This window comes from Ruegeria sp. BC7 (assembly GCF_056539165.1).
Genome location: NZ_JBQFUL010000008.1, coordinates 61,074 through 77,347 on the forward strand (window position 1 = coordinate 61,074; position 16,274 = coordinate 77,347).

Sequence of the window (16,274 nt, forward strand, 5' to 3'; positions counted from 1 at the left end):
TTATCTTTCTGCTTTTTCCGGCTCATACACCAACTTGACGCCATCTGTAAAAATAATATGGACCGGCCCGTCCTTTTTTTCAGTCCCAAATGTCATCCGGCCAGCGGAAAAGTTACCGATTATGCCCGTGCCGTCGACCTGACCCGGTGTATCACCTCGGATTTCGTCCAGCGCCGTATTCAAAAGATCCGTCGTGACCTTGATACCGTCTGTTGTAATTATGACCACATCCCCGACAAAGGTCGCCGTATTCTTGTCCGGGCGGATCATACCGGAATTGGAGTCCAGCGTGATCACGCCACCATCCAAAAGGCCCAGCCGCCCTTTGAACTCCGACGCGGTCGGCACCGAGTTTTTGGTCCCCTGGGTCGCCTTTGTCGCTTCGATCTGAACTTCTTCGCCCTTGCGGGTCGTGCCGCGATAGTTCGGCAAGGTCACGATCTGATCGGCCAGCCGTTCCTCGATGTCTCTTTGCGTGAAGGGCACGGTGACACTGGTTTCGATACTGCGTGACAGCAGGAAAACCGTGGACAGCAGCACAATGGCCGCCAGTGGCAGCAACACCTTGAGGAATTGCACCATGCGCGAGTGACTGTCCACTGATCCGCCCTCCGCCTAGCCCAGTCCGACGCGCAGACAGTCGTGAATGTGCAGCAGCCCCTCTGCCGACCCTTCGGCCTCGGGCGAAACCACGAACAAAGAGGTGATCTTGCGCTCGTTCATGATCGCCACCGCCTCTTCCGCCAGCGCATTGGGGCCGATCGTGGTCGGGTTTGCTGTCATGACTTCAGCGGCCGTCTTGTCCAGCAGCCCGTCCATATGACGTCTCAAGTCACCATCCGTGATGATACCGGACAGTCGGCCTTGCGCATCGGTGACGCCAGCTACGCCGAACCCTTTCTGGCTGATCACGATCAGCGCATCGCTCATCGCGGTGTCAGCCGCCACCAGAGGCAGCGCGTCGCCTGTATGCATCAGGTCGCGCACAGTGGACAACTGCGCGCCCAATTTGCCACCGGGATGAAACGCGCGAAAATCCTCGGGTTTGAAGTCGCGGTATTTCATCAGCGCAATCGCCAGCGCATCGCCCATCGCCAGCGTCAGCGTGGTCGAGATTGAAGGCACCATGCCGAACCCACATGCCTCGCCCATCGACGGGATGAGAAGATGCACATCGGCCTGCGTCATCAAAGTGCTTTCGGGTTTGCTGGACAAACCGATCAGCGGGATACCGAAACGGCGCGTGAAGGCCAGCAGGTTTGCAAGTTCCGGCGCTTCACCCGAGTTTGAGATGGCCAGTACCACATCGCCCTTGGACACCATGCCCAGATCGCCGTGACTGGCCTCGGCGGGGTGAACGAAATAGGCCGGTGTACCGGTGCTGGCCAGCGTCGCCGCGATCTTGTGGCCAATATGACCTGACTTGCCGATGCCGCTGATGATGATACGGCCCTTGGCCTGCAAAATCATTTGCACGGCTTCGGCGAAGTGTTCGTCCAGACCTTCGGCCAGAACGTCCAGTGCGCGGGCTTCGTCGGTGACGACCTGTCGCGCGGTTCTCAGGAATGCTTCTGTATCAGTCATGAGTGCGCAAAAATATCCGTTTCAGGCCAACCCGCGAGATCAAGTTTCGCACGCATCGGCAGAAAGTCAAAACAGGCTTGCGCCATCTCGGTCCGGCCTTCGCGGGCCAAACGCCCGTCCAAAGCCTCACGCAGACGGTGCAGGTAAAGAACATCCGACGCGGCATATTCAAGCTGCGCGTCGGTCAAGGTCTCCGCGCCCCAATCGCTCATCTGCTGTTGCTTCGAGATATCGACGCCGATCAATTCCTGACACAGGTTTTTCAGCCCGTGCCGGTCCGTATATGTACGCACAAGGCGGCTGGCGATCTTGGTGCAGTAGACCGGCGCGGCCAATGCACCGAAGGTGTGGTACATCGCTGCGATGTCAAAACGGCCGAAATGGAACAGTTTCAGCACATCCGGGTTTTCCAGCATCGCGCTGAGGTTCGGGGCTTCGGTCTGACCCTTCGACACCTGCACAATATGGCTGTGGCCGTCGCCCCCGGACATCTGGATCACGCAGAGCCGATCACGATGCGGGTTCAACCCCATGGTTTCACAGTCAATGGCCACAACTGGGCCCAGATCCAACCCGTCCGGCAGGTCGTTTTTGTAAAGGTGGTTCGCCACTGGGGTCTTCCTTTGTGCGGTATCGCCCCCGAGATAGGAGGTTTGGCCCACAAACTCAACGCCATCCAAAGAATGCGACCAATATGCGCAGTTTTCTTGACCCTTGCGTCGCAGCACGGAAAATGACGTTCTGTATTGAGCACACACCGCGCCAGAGCATTTTCACTTGCAAGAAAGGCATTGCAGATGCTGAGCGTCCTGCGAAACCGTGTCTACCGCCATCTACTGGCCGCTCAGATCGTGGCGCTGACCGGGACCGGTCTGGCAACGGTCGCACTGGGCCTTCTGGCGTTCGATCTGGCCGGAGATGCCGCTGGGCTGGTTCTGGGCGCGGCTTTGACAATCAAGATGGTGGCCTATGTGGTGGTGGCGCCGCTGGCTGCCGCCTTTGCCGAGCGGCTGGACCGGCGCAGAATGCTGGTCGCATTGGACATCGTGCGCGCGGCGGTCGCGGTCTGTTTGCCTTTCGTGACCGATATCTGGCAGATCTATGTGCTGATTTTCATCCTCCAATCGGCGTCAGCCGGTTTCACGCCTGCTTTTCAGGCCACCATTCCGGACGTTCTGACAGATGAACAGGACTACACCAAAGCCCTTTCGCTGTCCCGCTTGGCCTATGATCTGGAAAGCGTGGTCAGTCCGATCCTGGCCGCGGCTTTGCTGACAGTCGTAAGCTTCGACAGCCTGTTCTGGGGTACCGGGCTTGGCTTCGCTGCATCGGCACTATTGGTGGTTTCGGTTGCCCTGCCCTCACCCAAACCGGCAAAAGCGCGCGGGATATACGAGCGGACAACCCGTGGCATCCGCATCTACCTGGCGACCCCTCGCCTGCGTGGGTTGCTCGCCCTGAATTGGACTGCCGCCGCCCTGAGCGCGATGGTCATCGTCAATACGGTAGTGATCGTTCGGGCCGATCTGGGCCTGACTGAAAGTGCAGTTGCCATCGCGTTGGCCGGATTTGGCGGCGGATCGATGCTGGCGGCCTTTGCCTTGCCTTCCTTGTTGAACAAGTTTCGAGATCGCCGTGTCATGCTGACCGGAGCGGTTCTTGGCACGGTATTCATGGCGGTTGGCGCAGCGCTGTCCGCCTTGGGCCAAATTACTTTGCCTACGTTGATGCTTGCCTGGGCCTGTATCGGCTTTGGATATTCCGCGACCCTTACGCCTTCGGGTCGGCTGCTGACACGTTCAGCCCGGCCCGAGGACCGTCCAGCCGTTTTTGCCGCACAATTCACGCTGTCCCATATGTGCTGGCTTGTCCTTTATCCATTGGCTGGATGGTTGATGACGGCCAAAGGTACCACGCAGGCGTTGGTCTGGATGACCTGTGCAGCAGCTCTGGGGCTTGGCCTTGTGGTCGCGCTATGGCCCCGAGCGCGCCGGAAAGCCGTTTCAAATGAACGCCCTTACAAGCCTTGAGCATCGGCGCAACTCTGCACTACACCTTGGTGTCATGGATCAACTGGACCGTCGCATCATAGCCGCCCTTCAGCGCAACGCCCGCGAATCTACTACCAAGATTGCGGCGAAGCTCGGCGTCGCCCGAACCACCGTGTACGAACGCATCACCCGCATGGAGGAACGCGGCGTGATCGCAGGCTACTCGGTTGTGCTGAACGCACCCGAAGATGCCCCCCGAGTTCAGGTCATCGTACTGCTTGAGGTGCAGCAGAAGGAAACGACCCGTATCATCAAACGGCTGGAAGCCTACCCCGAGGTCAAACTGTGCCTGTCCATCAATGGTGAGTTTGATCTGCTGCTGTCCGCCGAAGCGCCCCGGATCGAGGATCTGGATATTCTGGTGGATGACCTGGCCAAAATTCCCGGTGTTCTGCGCACCAATACCAGCGTTGTATTCGGCCGGAAGATCGATCGAATCTGAGCAGTCGATAACCCTCTGTAAACCTAGTCGCAGCTAGCCTGTCCCGAACTGATCAGAATCCCGGACAGGCAGAATGCCCTATCGAACACTCATTGGACTGGTTGCTGCGCTTCTTGTCGCGCAATCGGCGGCCTCTTGGCCTGATGTCGGCACAGCCGGACTCTGCGATCGTGCCGCCCAGCGCGCAGCTTTGTCACACGGCGTACCGCTGGACGTGCTGCGCGCCATCCTGCGCGACTCGGCGTCTGGTGGCGCTGTGATCGGCGAATACACTCTGACCTTCACGGATAGCCGAACCGCAGGCGGGACGCTGGCAAGCGTCGCCGCCGTATCTGGCGGCGCCTATGACCCCGCGACCGGCAGTTTGGTCGTGAACGTGGCCGGCGGCCCGATGGAGATCAATATCGGCCAGATCGGGGATGCAGACGGGATCACCCAGCTTTCCGATACGTTTGCGCCGGTATCCATCACCCGTGACGGGTCCGCGGTCGGCACGATGACAAGTGTTCAGGTTGATGAGAATGGCTATGTCTATGCCTTCTATGACACCGGGGTCAGCCGCCGCATGTTCCAGATCCCGCTGGCGGATGTGCCGAATCCAAACGGCCTGACCGCTCTGGACAGCCAGACATACGCGCCCTCACGTGAAAGCGGAACATTCTTCCTGTGGAACGCGGGCGAAGGTCCGACCGGCGATCTGGTGTCCTTTGCACGCGAAGAATCGACGACCGACGTAGCCACCGAGCTGACATCAATGATCCAGACACAGCGCGCCTATTCGTCCAGCGCAAAGGTGATCCAGACCGTCGATGAGATGCTGCAGGAAACCACCAACATCAAACGCTGATTTGGGCGTGAACCCTAAGGAAGGACCTGAATCATGAATATGTCGACGGCCTTGAACAACGCCATCGGGGGGCTGACCGCTGCCAGCCGTGGTGCGTCCGTGGTGTCAGAGAACATCGCGAACGCGTTGACGCCCGGATATGCCCGGCGGTCCCTCGAATTGGCAACCAACACGATCTCAGGTCACGGGGTGCGATCGGTCGGGGTGGTTCGTCACCACGACCCTGTCCTTACAGCCAACCGCCGCACTGCGGACGCGGACATGGCGCATCAGTCAGAGATATCGGACTTTCACTCCAGGCTTGAAAGTTTGATTGGCAGCGCGGATGACCCGGCCTCTCTTGCCGTCAGGCTGGCAGAGTTTGACAGCAGCCTGATCACAGCCGCCAGCTTGCCGGACTCTTCCGAAAGGTTGGATCAGGTCTCGCGGACCGGGAATGATCTTGCGCGCAGCCTCAACGCCGCGTCCGAAGGACTGCGGCAGTTGCGGTCAGACGCAGATCGCGCAATCGGCAAAAGCGTTGATACCCTGAATCAGACCCTTCAAGACATTGAAAAGCTGAACGCCAAAATACCCGCCGTAAAATATGCGGGTGGAGAGATCGGCGCACTGCAGGATCAGCGCCAAGTTCTGATCGACCAGGTGAACACGCTTATCCCGGTCAATGTCGTTCCCCGGGCGAATGACCAGGTGTCGATTTACTCTGACGGCGGTTTGATCCTGCTGGAAGGGACAGCGGCCGAGTTTTCATTTTCGACCACCGGGGACACAAAACCTCATATGACGGTGGCGAATGGATTGCTGTCTGGCCTGACGATGAATGGCAATCCTGTGCGAACGCTTGGTGACAGCGCGCAAATTCGTGGCGGTGCGTTGGCCGCGCAGTTTCAAATCCGCGATGAGCTGTCCGCCGAAGCGCAAACCAACCTCGACACGGTCGCACGCGATCTGATCGAACGGTTCGAGGCTCCGGGGCTGGACCCAACAGCAACGGCCGCAGACCCCGGCCTGTTCACGGATGCCGGAAACCGCTTTGACCCGACGGCCCCGGTTGATCTTGCCTCGCGCATCAGCCTGAACGCAATCGTTGATCCCGACGCCGGTGGTCAAAGCTGGCGTTTGCGCACCGGTTTGGGGGCCGCGACCCCAGGCGATCCCGGAGATGCCACTCAACTGCGGGCCTTTGGCGCCATATTCAGCGCGGCACGGCCAATACCGGGTTCGATTTTCGGCAGCGGCAACATGCGCGCAGCGGACCTGACCGAGGCGCTTCTGTCCAAGACCGGCGCGGATGCACATACCGCCAATCAGCGCCTTGTTTTTGCCAATAGCAACCTGTTGGAGATGACAAAGATCGAAGCGGAACAGGGCGTGGACACCGATCAGGAACTGCAACGCCTTATGCAGATCGAACAGGTATATGCCGCGAACGCGCGACTGATCTCGGTCGTGGATGAACTCATGGACACTCTATTGAGGTTGTGACGATGAACTTGACGTCTATCGGTGATCTTGCCCGGGGGCTGACGCTCAAATCCCGCGCGACGGATATCAAAAACCAGATCGAAACCCTGTCTTACGAAATGTCTAGCGGCAAGGTTCAGGATGTGTCTGGGCGGCTCGACGGTGACTACTCGCACCTTCTGGATTTGGATCGCAATCTGGCACGGCTCGATGCGTTTCGGGTCTCAACTGCCGAGGCTGGTCTGTTCACGGACGCGATGCGACAAAGCCTGACGACCATTGATGCATCCGTGGGTGAAATCACTGGCGCGCTTTTGTCTTTTGGCACCTCCAATCAGGCGGTAACGCACGAAAACGCATCTGTTCAAGCTAAGAACGAGCTCGATACGATCATTTCCGCGCTGAACACCCGGGCGGGGGGGCGCAGCCTGTTTTCCGGAACTGCGACAGACGTTTCTCCGCTGCTGTCAGCAGACGCGCTGATGTCTGCGTTACAGACGGAACTGGCCGGGCTGACGACGGTCACGGATATACGCCAAGCGGCTGAAGACTGGTTCAACGATCCTGCCGGGTTCGACGCGGTCATCTATCAGGGGTCCGCCAACACGCTCGCCCCCATGCAGATTTCCGAGAACGAAAACGTCACCGTCCCGATCACAGCGATTGATCCGACGATCAAAGCAGCCTTGCGCGATATTTCGGTCGCGGCGGTTGTATCAGACACAGCACTGGCCCTGCCTCGCGCCCAACGCACGGCCCTGTTCACACAACTAGGAGTCGACCTTGCCAATACCCAGAATGAAACGGTCAATTTGCGCGGCCAGATCGGTGCGACGCAGGCGCGGGTTGAGCAGGCGTCCACGCGCAACAGCGCTGCGCGTACCTCGTTGGAATTCAGCCGCAATGAGCTGATCGCGGCGGACCCGTACCAGACAGCGGCGCAGTTGCAGACCGTCCAGTTTCAACTGGAGAGCCTGTATTCCGTAACCGTTCGCAACGCGAACCTGTCGCTGGTGAATTTCCTGAGATGAAGATACTTGTTTTTCTACTGATCCTTCTGCCCGGCATGTCATTCGCGGGCGCGATCCGCCTCAAGGATTTGGTGGATTTCGATGGCGTGCGCGGCAACGATCTGGTCGGATACGGGCTGGTTGTGGGCCTGAATGGAACCGGTGACGGGCTTAGGAATTCTCCTTTCACCGAAGAGATCATGTCGAATATTCTTGAACGCCTGGGCGTGAACGTCACGGGCGAGGATTTTCGCCCCAAGAACGTGGCCGCCGTCTTGGTGACCGCCAGCCTGCCCGCCTTTGCCCGAGTTGGCGGCCAGATCGACGTCACCGTTTCAGCGATTGGCGATTCCAAAAGCCTGTTGGGGGGAACTCTGGTCATGACGCCTCTGAACGCGGCTGACGGTCAGATTTACGCAGTTGCCCAAGGGACGGTTCTGGCCGGGGGCGCTGTGGCAGAAGGCGAAGCCGCATCCGTTGTCCGGGGCGTTCCGACTTCGGGAGTCATACCATCGGGTGCACGGGTTGAGCGCGAAATTGACTTTGAGCTTTCGTCCCTGACGCAGATGCGTCTGGCCCTGCGGGAGCCTGACTTCACAACGGCGGGGCGGATCGAAGCGGCAATCAACAGGGAATTCAACCGATCCGTCGCCATCATGCGCGATTCCGGGACAGTCGAACTGAACATCGCCGCCACGCAGTCGATCACCACGGCACATGCGCTGGGTCGGATCGAAAACATTCTGGTGCAACCCGAGGCCAAGGCCCGGGTTGTGGTCGATCAACGTTCGGGCACGATTGTCATGGGGCAAGAGGTTAGGATTTCCCGTGTCGCGGTCTCGCAAGGAAACCTGACCCTCACCGTCGAAGAAGCACCGATCGCGATTCAACCCAACCCGTTTGCACGCGGCGAAACCGTGGTGGTCCCCCGGACCATCGCCGGTATCGAAGAGGAGGAAGGCACCGGCTTAGCAGAGATACCCGAAGCTACGACCCTGTCCGAGGTCGTGGCAGGGCTGAACGCACTTGGGGTATCGCCGCGCGACATGATAGACATTCTGAAAACGATCAAGGCCGCAGGTGCCCTGCACGCCGAATTCGTCGTCCGATAAGTCAATCAGACACGACCGAGGTCAGGGTGCCCCAACGATCCCTATTTCGATTTCCAGCTATTCAGCCATCTCTTGAAACCGCTGGTCTTCTCCTCGATCGCGTCGCCCGCAGCGTACAGCCCATCCTCGACATTCTCGATCATGGGGTCGACGCGGGCTTCGCGAAATCTGCGCCAGCGGACCCAGATGGCCCAGAGCAGTGCGAAGAAGACGGTCAGGAAGATGATGTTGAACCACGGGATGATCCGAACCTCAGGGTCTTCGACCTGCCAGATTTTGACAGCATTCGGGAAGATCGACAGGAACTCGCTCCGCCATCCATAGTGGCGCACCACAACCCACCGAGGGTTTTCGGGTGTTGATTTCAGGTCTGCGGCCTCGGCCTGCAGGTTGGACGAGTTCAGCTTGAAATACGGCGGCCAGCCCCACCCGGTGTCTTCGTTGCGGTAAACCATGACCTTACCGTTGGTTTTGCGCGTCTGGATAAAGAACACGTCGCGGTTTGGCGTGGTCGGATCACTTCCGACATCCTGAACGGACCAGAAGATGCTGTTTTCACCCGGATCGATCCGTTTCTCGTAAGTATCCGAGATTCTGACCACATCGTGCTGCGGCAAGGTGTAGTTCAAAACCGAAGCCAGCGTTCCCCAGAACAGAATGATGATGGCCCATTTGATGTAACGCATAGGCGAAACCCTCACATGAAATTCGTAACGTAAATCAGGATCCCGATCACGCCCAGCGGCACGATGTAGATCCCAAGGATCAGTTTGCGGCGGAACGAAGCGTCGTATTTCTGCAGCCCGCGCTGAACAAAGGCATCCCGATCACCGGTCAGACCTTTTTTGTCCCAATGCGCGATCAGTTTACCGCGACGCACCCAGCGGGAATAGATCGACACGCCGACATAGAGGACCGTCAGAACGATCAGCAGCGGGATCAAAAACCGGAGTGCGACAAACATTTAACTTCTCCCAACAGCGCCCCAGGGACCGACACGCGCGATGATCTGATCGCTAACCCGGTCCTCGCCGCTCATGTCCGGCTCATGCCCGAACAGGGCGGCCCGCGCACCAGCTTTGTCCACCTGATACTCGCGCGCGAGGAAGTCGGCAACAAAGGCTTTCTTGCTTTCCGGCCATGTCGAATAGGTCCTGTAGAACAGCTCTTTGTGGCAGATGAACATCTGGCGCGGATCCAGCGAGGCCAGTTCCGCCAGCAGCATATTCACAAGGTCCCGGTTCGGCGTGTTCGCCGCGCGCAGGGTATAGAAATAGGCCGGATGATCCGAGGTGATGCGCGGCCACGGCCCGCCCTCGGTCGCCCAGCGCAGCAATTGCGCGAGGCCGTGATAGGCTTCGGGCAAACGCTCGGCGTGGTTTCGAGCCAATCGCCGCATGTCACGTCGATCCAGCCCGGTCAGGTCAACACCCGCATCTGCAGCCGCGGCGATGGTCAGGAAATCCATCTTTTGTTGCAGGATCGCGGCGGAATCCACACCGCGCGCCTCGATGATGGTTTCGACCAGATCGTTGTAGTTCAGGAATTTCGCGATCTGGTTGCGCTGATCCGCATGGAACACATAGTCCATAGGCAAATCGACCGAGGGGTTGTCCATGCTGATCGCCGCAGGATGGTCCAGATCGGGAAACAGGTAGAGACCACCAAAATGCGCGGTCCAGAAATTCGGCTGATCAAAGGCCGTGTGGCGCAAACGCACCGGGTTGCGGGTGACATCGCCTGTGTCCCTGGCCGTTTCGATCATCTTCGCGATCAGCACATCGTCAAACCAGGCGTCTTCTTCGGTTTTGAACTGCTCGACCATGCCCGCCAGCTGTTCGGCCTTGCGCAGGGTGCCGCCGACCGTATCGGCCTCGATCTCGATCTTGCGCAGGTTCAGCAGGTCGCGCGGCGTGGCGAGCTTGAGGACCGAATTCACCAACTCTCCGGCCACTGCATCGGTGGCGGTCAGGGCAAAAAGCTGCGCCTCGTTCATCTCGATAAACTCACGCAGGATATCGCGCGAGGTCGAGAATTTGACGTTCAGCAGAGGCGCGCGTTTCTGCTCGGTCGTCAGCAGGATGAACTGCCGGTTCACGCCGTTGGGGTTGAGGTAGAGCGGATCATCCAACTCCTGCCCCACCTCTGGCGAATAACCCGAGATATCCACGTGGAAGTCCGTCAACGCCGTAGTCTTGCCCGCCAGATGCTGCAGCGCACGGTTATATCGCTCGACCAGAGCCGGGCTGGAGATGTGGACGAGATTGCCAAACATCAGGCCTTTTTCGATGAGGCGGATCACAAGGCAGACCTTCCTTCCATTTGTTTAATACTAAACGCTGGCAAAGAACTTCTCATCTATTGTGACCGCCTCAATCATTTCTGTAGCAACCCCAAGGTCATTTTCTTTGAGCAAATCACAAAGGCGATCTCCATCAATTAGGTCAATCGCGGTAGCCCCATCCCTTGTAGCTTCGTCCGACGCTTGGGCGGTGAAATTGCCAGTCGTTATGAATAGCCCTTTGTCAGCTCGTCCCATCATAGCGCCCCTAAAGTCGCGGATTTCCGAAGACCCAACACTTCCTTTGTAGCGTTTGCACTGAAAGAACACTTGGAAAGAAACGAGGTTCACCCGAAGAACGCCAACACCATCAATTCCACCATCACCTGACTTTCCTCGGACTTCGACTTTGGTGAAACCTGCTTCCCGAAGCAAACGCTGCGCCAAACGCTCAAAAGCATAGGGATCCATTTGTTTCAGGGTGGTAAGCAACCTTGATTTCCACGTCTCTGTATCAGGTGTTTCTTCGATTTTGCCACTCTGATCAGAAGGCGAAAACAACTCGGGCTCATCCCCATTTTGTTGTTTCTTCTTCCGCCGCTCACGAGCTCTAGCTTTTTCTTCTTCGTTAACTTGGTCGATTATTCGCTGAGTATCGTCAACTGTCTCTATCCTGCTGCCGAACTCAGTTAACGCCCAAATACCTCGAGCGGAGTTTTCGAGCGCACCACCCTTCTTCAAAAAGGTTCGAGCCCAAGCTAGGTAGTAGTTCAGACGTGGTTGGCCCTGGTTTGTTCCAGTCATCATGAAGGATTGTTCTTCCTCAGAAACGCCTTCAATTTCCGCAACCTTCTCGTCAAGTTCGTAAATACTTGCAGAACCCCCTACCTGTTTCATAGCTTCGACGGTTGCCAGCATCATGCCGGACATTTCAGGGTAACCTTCCGCTTCAATAATAAATCTTCTACTCAATGTTATATCCTTTTGAAAATCGCCGCTTGGCCTCTTCCATGCGGCCCATCTCACGCACGGCGTTCTCAATCGCGACCTCATCGCTCTTGTCGGCATAGCGGAACTCGCTGTCGGCGTAGCGGTTGATCTCCTGCATCACCATGTCCACCGTGATCGGCTGGCGCAGGTCCTCGATCATCGATTTCTTGGTGTCGTAGTCGCGGAACAGGAAAAGGTCGGGGTTCTCCATCCATTCGTCGGGCAGTTCAAAATCCATCGCGCGGACCTTGACCGCGTCGGTGATGTTCTTGATCGCGCGGCCGGTGAAGCGCTCATCCGCCTGTTGGATCGCCTTGAGGTAGGTGCCCAGCTTGGCGATGGTGTCCATCTGGCCGATCTCGCCCGAGACCCGGTCATAGACCTGCATCAAGGCGTCCTCATGCGGGCGGGAATGACTTTCAAAACTGGCGGCGACGGCCTTTTTGATTTCCTGCGCGGCATAGGCTTCGTGCTCGCCCAGCGGAATGTCGTGGTTGCGTCCCATCAGCAGGTGCAGGATGTCGATGTAATCCTCGCGCGTTTGCGGCCCGTCCACAAGGAACCGCGCGCCCGCCCGCTGGCGCAGGGCGTCGTCCACATTCTCGGGGTAGTTCGAGAACATGCCAAAGGTGCAGTTGCCGCGCACGACGGTGTTGGCGCCCGCAAAGCTCTCCATCAGCACGGCGGTGATTTCCAGTTGGCCCGCGCTGGACTGCCGGTCGCCCCGTTTGCCCGCCAGTTGGTCGATATCGTCGATGGTACCGAACCCGATGACCGAGGGGTCGATGATCGTATTGATAAACGCCTTGGCATTCTGGCCGGACTTGCCCTGGTAGCTGTCGATATTGTCTGTGCTCAGGTTCTGATAGCGGAACGGATAGCCCGCGTTCTGGCAATAGTCGTTAATCAGCCCGGCCATCATCTGGATCAGAGTCGTCTTGCCGGTGCCCGGTTTACCGTCGCCCATGAAGGTAAAGATAAACCCGCCGAGTTCCGCAAACGGGTTCAAGCGACGGTCGAAGTCATAGGCCATCAGCATCTTGGCCAGCTTCATGGCCTGATACTTGGCGATATGGTTGCCCACCACCTCATTCGGCTTTTTGAACGTCATGGTGAGCGTGGTGGACTTAGTTTTGGAGGCCGGTTCGAATCCCCGGATGGTCAGGCCATCGGCCTCGATATGCCAGGCTGCGTTCTGGAACGGGGCCAGATGACCCGCAGACTGCGCGCGCAGCGCTGCTTTTTCCATCAACTGCTCGGCATAGGCGCTGGTGGCCGCAATCAGGTGAGTGTCATCGGGCGCGTGTTTGGCAAGGGTCTGGTCCAGTTCCCACAACGCGCCATGCAGCGCGAGTTGCCCATTGTCGGTCAGAACTTCTTCGATCTCGCCAATATCGACGGTGGTCTCGCCCAGATGAGAGGACATCAGATAGGCCAAGGCATTGCCGAACGTGTGGGCTGTGATCAGCGCCTCAGCCGTCAACAGGTCCGAGAATTCAGTCTTGCGCGCAGCCGGAAGGTCGCCCGCGAGGTTAGCCCGTTTCAGATCGGCCAGAGAGGTCTGCTCGGAATACGCCTCGGCCACGGCCAAAGCGATGGCGATGGCGCGTCGTATCGCTTGTTGCGTGGTCGCTTGCGGCGGCGAGACCAGCATGTCGCCCTCATCCGAGGCCTCGATCCGTTCCACCAGATGCACACCGTCTGAACGCACAGTACGGCGCGTCACCAACCCCGGAGTCGTCGACCGGAAACGCCGCCCCGTCGAAACGCCCGGAGATCGCTCCACGGCCACCTCGACCGCCTTGGCAATACGCGGCGCATGTTCAAACCCGTTCAGCAAAGCGGTTGCTGCCGGATAGTGCTTGCGAACATCCGCCTCGCGCAATTCCATCTGATCTGACGTCAAACTCATCTCAAAAACCGCCCTTGCTTCCTCTGTTCAAAATACTTCCGCCGGAGGCATAAAATCTAATAGCGCAACACCTGCCCCGCCTTGCTGACCACGAATTTGCGCACGTCGGCGAACCCCGGCGGGTTGCGCTCGGCCAGCACCTGAAACGGGCGCTGAGGCAGGATGATCGAGCGCTGCGTGCGCGTGGCTCCGGTCTCGGCCCCCTGCCCGCCAAACGGGTCCAGAGCGAACACCTCGCGTTCGACGGTCGAGAACCACCCGGCCCGTTCTTCGATGACATCCTCGCTTTCCAACTCTTCGGTGGTCCAGGCCAAGGCCCAATCCTGACCCTCGGGGGCCTGCGCGTCTTCCAGCACCTGCCGCAGGGGGCCGGATTGCTCGGTATAGGCCGAGGAATACATCGGCCCAACATGAACGCGGCGCAGGTATTTGGGGTGCAGATCGTCGAAATCCTGATCAAACCCCTGGGCGATGGTCACCAATTTCAACCCGCCCAGCGATTGCGCCATCAGATGCGCCTGAACCTCGGGCCAGCGGCCTTGATCCTTGGGCAGGGCCGTGCGACCGCTGTCTTCCAACTGCAACAGGTAGATCACCGGCAGGTTGATCTGGCTGTCATAAACCGCCCAGTGGAGCAGGAATTTGCGCCGATCACCCTCGTTCCCGACCCAGTGGCATTCGGGGTCATTGCGGGCCCAGAAAAGCTGACCCTTCAGCAATTCCTCGTAGTAGAGCCTTTGCGACAGCGCAAATTGCAGCTTGGTGGGGATTTCCCGGTCGCCAATGATCGTCCGCACCATGTCGGTTTTCAGCTCGTCTTCCGAGGGCATATTCGCCAGATGCACCTGCGCCTGCTGCGCGTCATTGGCCATGGTCAGCAATTCGGCCGCCACCGGAAACCCGCTGTCACGCTTGTCCATCGCAAGACTGCCAAAGAACCGCCCCGTATCGCGCCCGACCAGCAGGTATTTCATGGAAAGCGCGCGGAAGGTGTAGAGCAGCCCTGAAAGGTAACGCGACACGATCCGCACCTCTTGCTTGCTGATCGCGCCCTCAGCCTCCATCGTCGCGGCCACGCGCAACAGGTGGACGGTGATCACCTCGAATTTACGGAAATAACGGCGCGAAGCGAAGGTGTCGATCAGGCCAACATGGTCTTGGGTGGGGTTAGTCATCTGCGATACCTGAGCGCCAAACCATAGCTGCGGCAATCAACTTTTTGGATAGAAACCAGACAATCAACAACAGTCCAATTGGAACGCTTGCAGTTCCTAACAACCAAGTGAGGTAACCCCATAAAAGCGATATGTCCTTTCCAATTTCAGTGCTGGCAAAAAGCCACAGAAGGAACATTGTCGCAAACGGCCAGACCACCAGTGCAAAGCCGATCCAAAAGAGTTTGTTTCCGCCTTCCCTTTGCACTTAACCACCATACAAATTCTTATCATGCTTCTCGACAATCGAGGCGAACCTGCGCGCAAAGCGTTCATCCGCCTTGGCCTTTTTCTCCAACACGTCGCGGGCAAAGACCATGTGGTCCTCATGCGCCTCAAGCATGTCGGCCATTTTCTGGTTGGTCGCGGTGCCGATGGCGGCCATGGCGGTTTGCGCCTCTTGGTCGGTCTGCACGCCAATCTCGTTGATGCGGTGGGCCACGTCCTGCTGCTGCGCGGTTTTCAGCGATTTGGTCAGGGCGTCATACAGCACCACGCGCTGCTGCGTGTCTGTCTGCAGCTTGTTGATCAACACCATCTGTGTCGCCGCCTGGTTCTGCAGTGAATCGACCCAGGTCTTGCCCTTTTCAATGTAACGCTCAAGCGTCTGAGACTTAGCCAGCTTGACCTGTTCTTCCTGAACCTTGGCGTTGTATTGCTTGTTCAGCTCGGCCAGTTCGGTTTCCAACTGCGTGCGCACGGCGGCGTCCTGTTCGATGCTGATCTTGTTCTCTAGCGTGATGATCGTCGGGTCCATGCCCTGAATTTCAACACGCAGCGCCTCTAACTCTGCCACGGTCGCCTCTCGATCATCCAGCGTACCGGTCAGGTTGTCCTCGACCTTTACGCGCTGTTCTTCCAGCACGGACAACTGGCCTTCCAGCAGTTTCACAATCACGTCCGATTTGGCGATCAAATCCTGCAACTTGTCGTCGATATTGGCGGTGCGCATCCGTTCCTGCCGCATGGATTCGGATTTACCTTTGGCGAAGATGCCGACAAAGCTCTCCCACCCGGTTTTCGAGCGCATTTCGTCGAAATCCTTAGAAAACGCGTTGGTGACATCGTCCAGACCCATGATTAGCTCGGCGATATTGGCGTTCATCACCTCGGTATGAGCGTGCACATCCTCCAAAGTGGCGTTTTCGATGTCGATATCGGCCTCGGCGGTGCCGATCTTGGCCCGTGCCGCGTCAATCCGCGAAGTCAGCCCCTCAATCTGCGACTGGCTCTCGCGCACTTTCGCCTGCGTCTCTTCGATCAAGGCGTCAAATTGATGGTTCGACATCTGCACTATCCCCTTTTTTGTTCAATTACCCAATAAGATAGGGAATGTTATAACCATTTACATCCCCTTGCGCCCAAAA

15 protein-coding genes and 1 pseudogene are annotated in these 16,274 nt (G+C 58.1%); 6 read left to right on the top strand and 10 right to left on the bottom strand.

The genetic code is table 11. The features are described 5' to 3' along the window. From ACR0KS_RS17020 to ACR0KS_RS17030, 3 genes are read right to left on the bottom strand one after another with little or no spacing between them, the layout of a single operon-like run. The gene (locus ACR0KS_RS17020; RefSeq protein WP_170567540.1) at positions 1 to 600 is read right to left on the bottom strand and encodes an LptA/OstA family protein; all 600 of its coding nucleotides are present in this window, start codon (positions 598 to 600) and stop codon (positions 1 to 3) included. Positions 601 to 615: 15 nt separating this feature from the next. After that, positions 616 to 1,584 (bottom strand): KpsF/GutQ family sugar-phosphate isomerase, encoded by a 969-nt coding sequence (locus tag ACR0KS_RS17025; RefSeq protein WP_170567538.1) that lies wholly within the window; start codon positions 1,582 to 1,584, stop codon positions 616 to 618. Further along, positions 1,581 to 2,195: a ribonuclease D gene (locus ACR0KS_RS17030; protein ID WP_170388701.1), complete on the bottom strand. Its 615-nt coding sequence runs from the start codon at positions 2,193 to 2,195 to the stop codon at positions 1,581 to 1,583. The genes ACR0KS_RS17025 and ACR0KS_RS17030 overlap by 4 nt, the downstream gene beginning before the upstream one ends. Before the next feature lie 186 nt (positions 2,196 to 2,381). On the opposite strand from ACR0KS_RS17030, the gene ACR0KS_RS17035 reads away from it, so the two are divergent. From ACR0KS_RS17035 to ACR0KS_RS17060, 6 genes and pseudogenes are all read left to right on the top strand, one after another. Next, the gene (locus tag ACR0KS_RS17035) at positions 2,382 to 3,614 is read left to right on the top strand and encodes an MFS transporter (protein ID WP_170567537.1); all 1,233 of its coding nucleotides are present in this window, start codon (positions 2,382 to 2,384) and stop codon (positions 3,612 to 3,614) included. Beyond that, positions 3,592 to 4,077: an Lrp/AsnC family transcriptional regulator gene (locus ACR0KS_RS17040; protein WP_480693277.1), complete on the top strand. Its 486-nt coding sequence runs from the start codon at positions 3,592 to 3,594 to the stop codon at positions 4,075 to 4,077. Before ACR0KS_RS17035 ends, ACR0KS_RS17040 begins: the two co-directional genes overlap by 23 nt. Positions 4,078 to 4,306: 229 nt before the next feature. Next, positions 4,307 to 4,924 (top strand): annotated as a pseudogene (locus ACR0KS_RS17045) (flagellar hook-basal body complex protein); the annotation flags it as partial. Between the two features lie 33 nt (positions 4,925 to 4,957). Next, the gene (gene flgK / locus ACR0KS_RS17050; RefSeq protein WP_170567534.1) at positions 4,958 to 6,409 is read left to right on the top strand and encodes a flagellar hook-associated protein FlgK; all 1,452 of its coding nucleotides are present in this window, start codon (positions 4,958 to 4,960) and stop codon (positions 6,407 to 6,409) included. A gap of 2 nt (positions 6,410 to 6,411) precedes the next feature. After that, positions 6,412 to 7,419: a flagellin gene (locus ACR0KS_RS17055; RefSeq protein ID WP_170567533.1), complete on the top strand. Its 1,008-nt coding sequence runs from the start codon at positions 6,412 to 6,414 to the stop codon at positions 7,417 to 7,419. Beyond that, complete coding sequence (locus ACR0KS_RS17060) at positions 7,416 to 8,510, top strand: flagellar basal body P-ring protein FlgI (RefSeq protein WP_170567531.1); 1,095 nt, start codon at positions 7,416 to 7,418, stop codon at positions 8,508 to 8,510. The genes ACR0KS_RS17055 and ACR0KS_RS17060 overlap by 4 nt, the downstream gene beginning before the upstream one ends. A 41-nt stretch (positions 8,511 to 8,551) precedes the next feature. Here the strand turns inward: ACR0KS_RS17060 and ACR0KS_RS17065 are convergent, their stop codons facing one another. From ACR0KS_RS17065 to ACR0KS_RS17095, 7 genes are all read right to left on the bottom strand, one after another. Beyond that, positions 8,552 to 9,196 (bottom strand): DUF1523 family protein, encoded by a 645-nt coding sequence (locus ACR0KS_RS17065; RefSeq protein WP_170486129.1) that lies wholly within the window; start codon positions 9,194 to 9,196, stop codon positions 8,552 to 8,554. Positions 9,197 to 9,207: 11 nt separating this feature from the next. Beyond that, entirely contained in the window at positions 9,208 to 9,474 is a 267-nt protein-coding gene (locus tag ACR0KS_RS17070) for a hypothetical protein (RefSeq protein ID WP_170567529.1), read from the bottom strand. Next, complete coding sequence (locus ACR0KS_RS17075) at positions 9,475 to 10,812, bottom strand: DUF6638 family protein (RefSeq protein WP_170567527.1); 1,338 nt, start codon at positions 10,810 to 10,812, stop codon at positions 9,475 to 9,477. A 30-nt stretch (positions 10,813 to 10,842) separates the two neighbouring features. Continuing rightward, on the bottom strand, positions 10,843 to 11,763 hold the full coding sequence (locus ACR0KS_RS17080; RefSeq protein ID WP_480693278.1) for a restriction endonuclease: 921 nt from the start codon (positions 11,761 to 11,763) through the stop codon (positions 10,843 to 10,845). Continuing rightward, positions 11,756 to 13,693 (bottom strand): ATP-binding protein, encoded by a 1,938-nt coding sequence (locus ACR0KS_RS17085; RefSeq protein ID WP_170567525.1) that lies wholly within the window; start codon positions 13,691 to 13,693, stop codon positions 11,756 to 11,758. Before ACR0KS_RS17085 ends, ACR0KS_RS17080 begins: the two co-directional genes overlap by 8 nt. 56 nt (positions 13,694 to 13,749) lie before the next feature. Then, the gene (locus ACR0KS_RS17090) at positions 13,750 to 14,868 is read right to left on the bottom strand and encodes a hypothetical protein (RefSeq protein WP_170567523.1); all 1,119 of its coding nucleotides are present in this window, start codon (positions 14,866 to 14,868) and stop codon (positions 13,750 to 13,752) included. A 247-nt stretch (positions 14,869 to 15,115) separates the two neighbouring features. Continuing rightward, positions 15,116 to 16,195, bottom strand: a complete 1,080-nt coding sequence (locus ACR0KS_RS17095) for a coiled-coil domain-containing protein (protein ID WP_170567521.1) — start codon at positions 16,193 to 16,195, stop codon at positions 15,116 to 15,118. Positions 16,196 to 16,274: the final 79 nt, after the last annotated feature.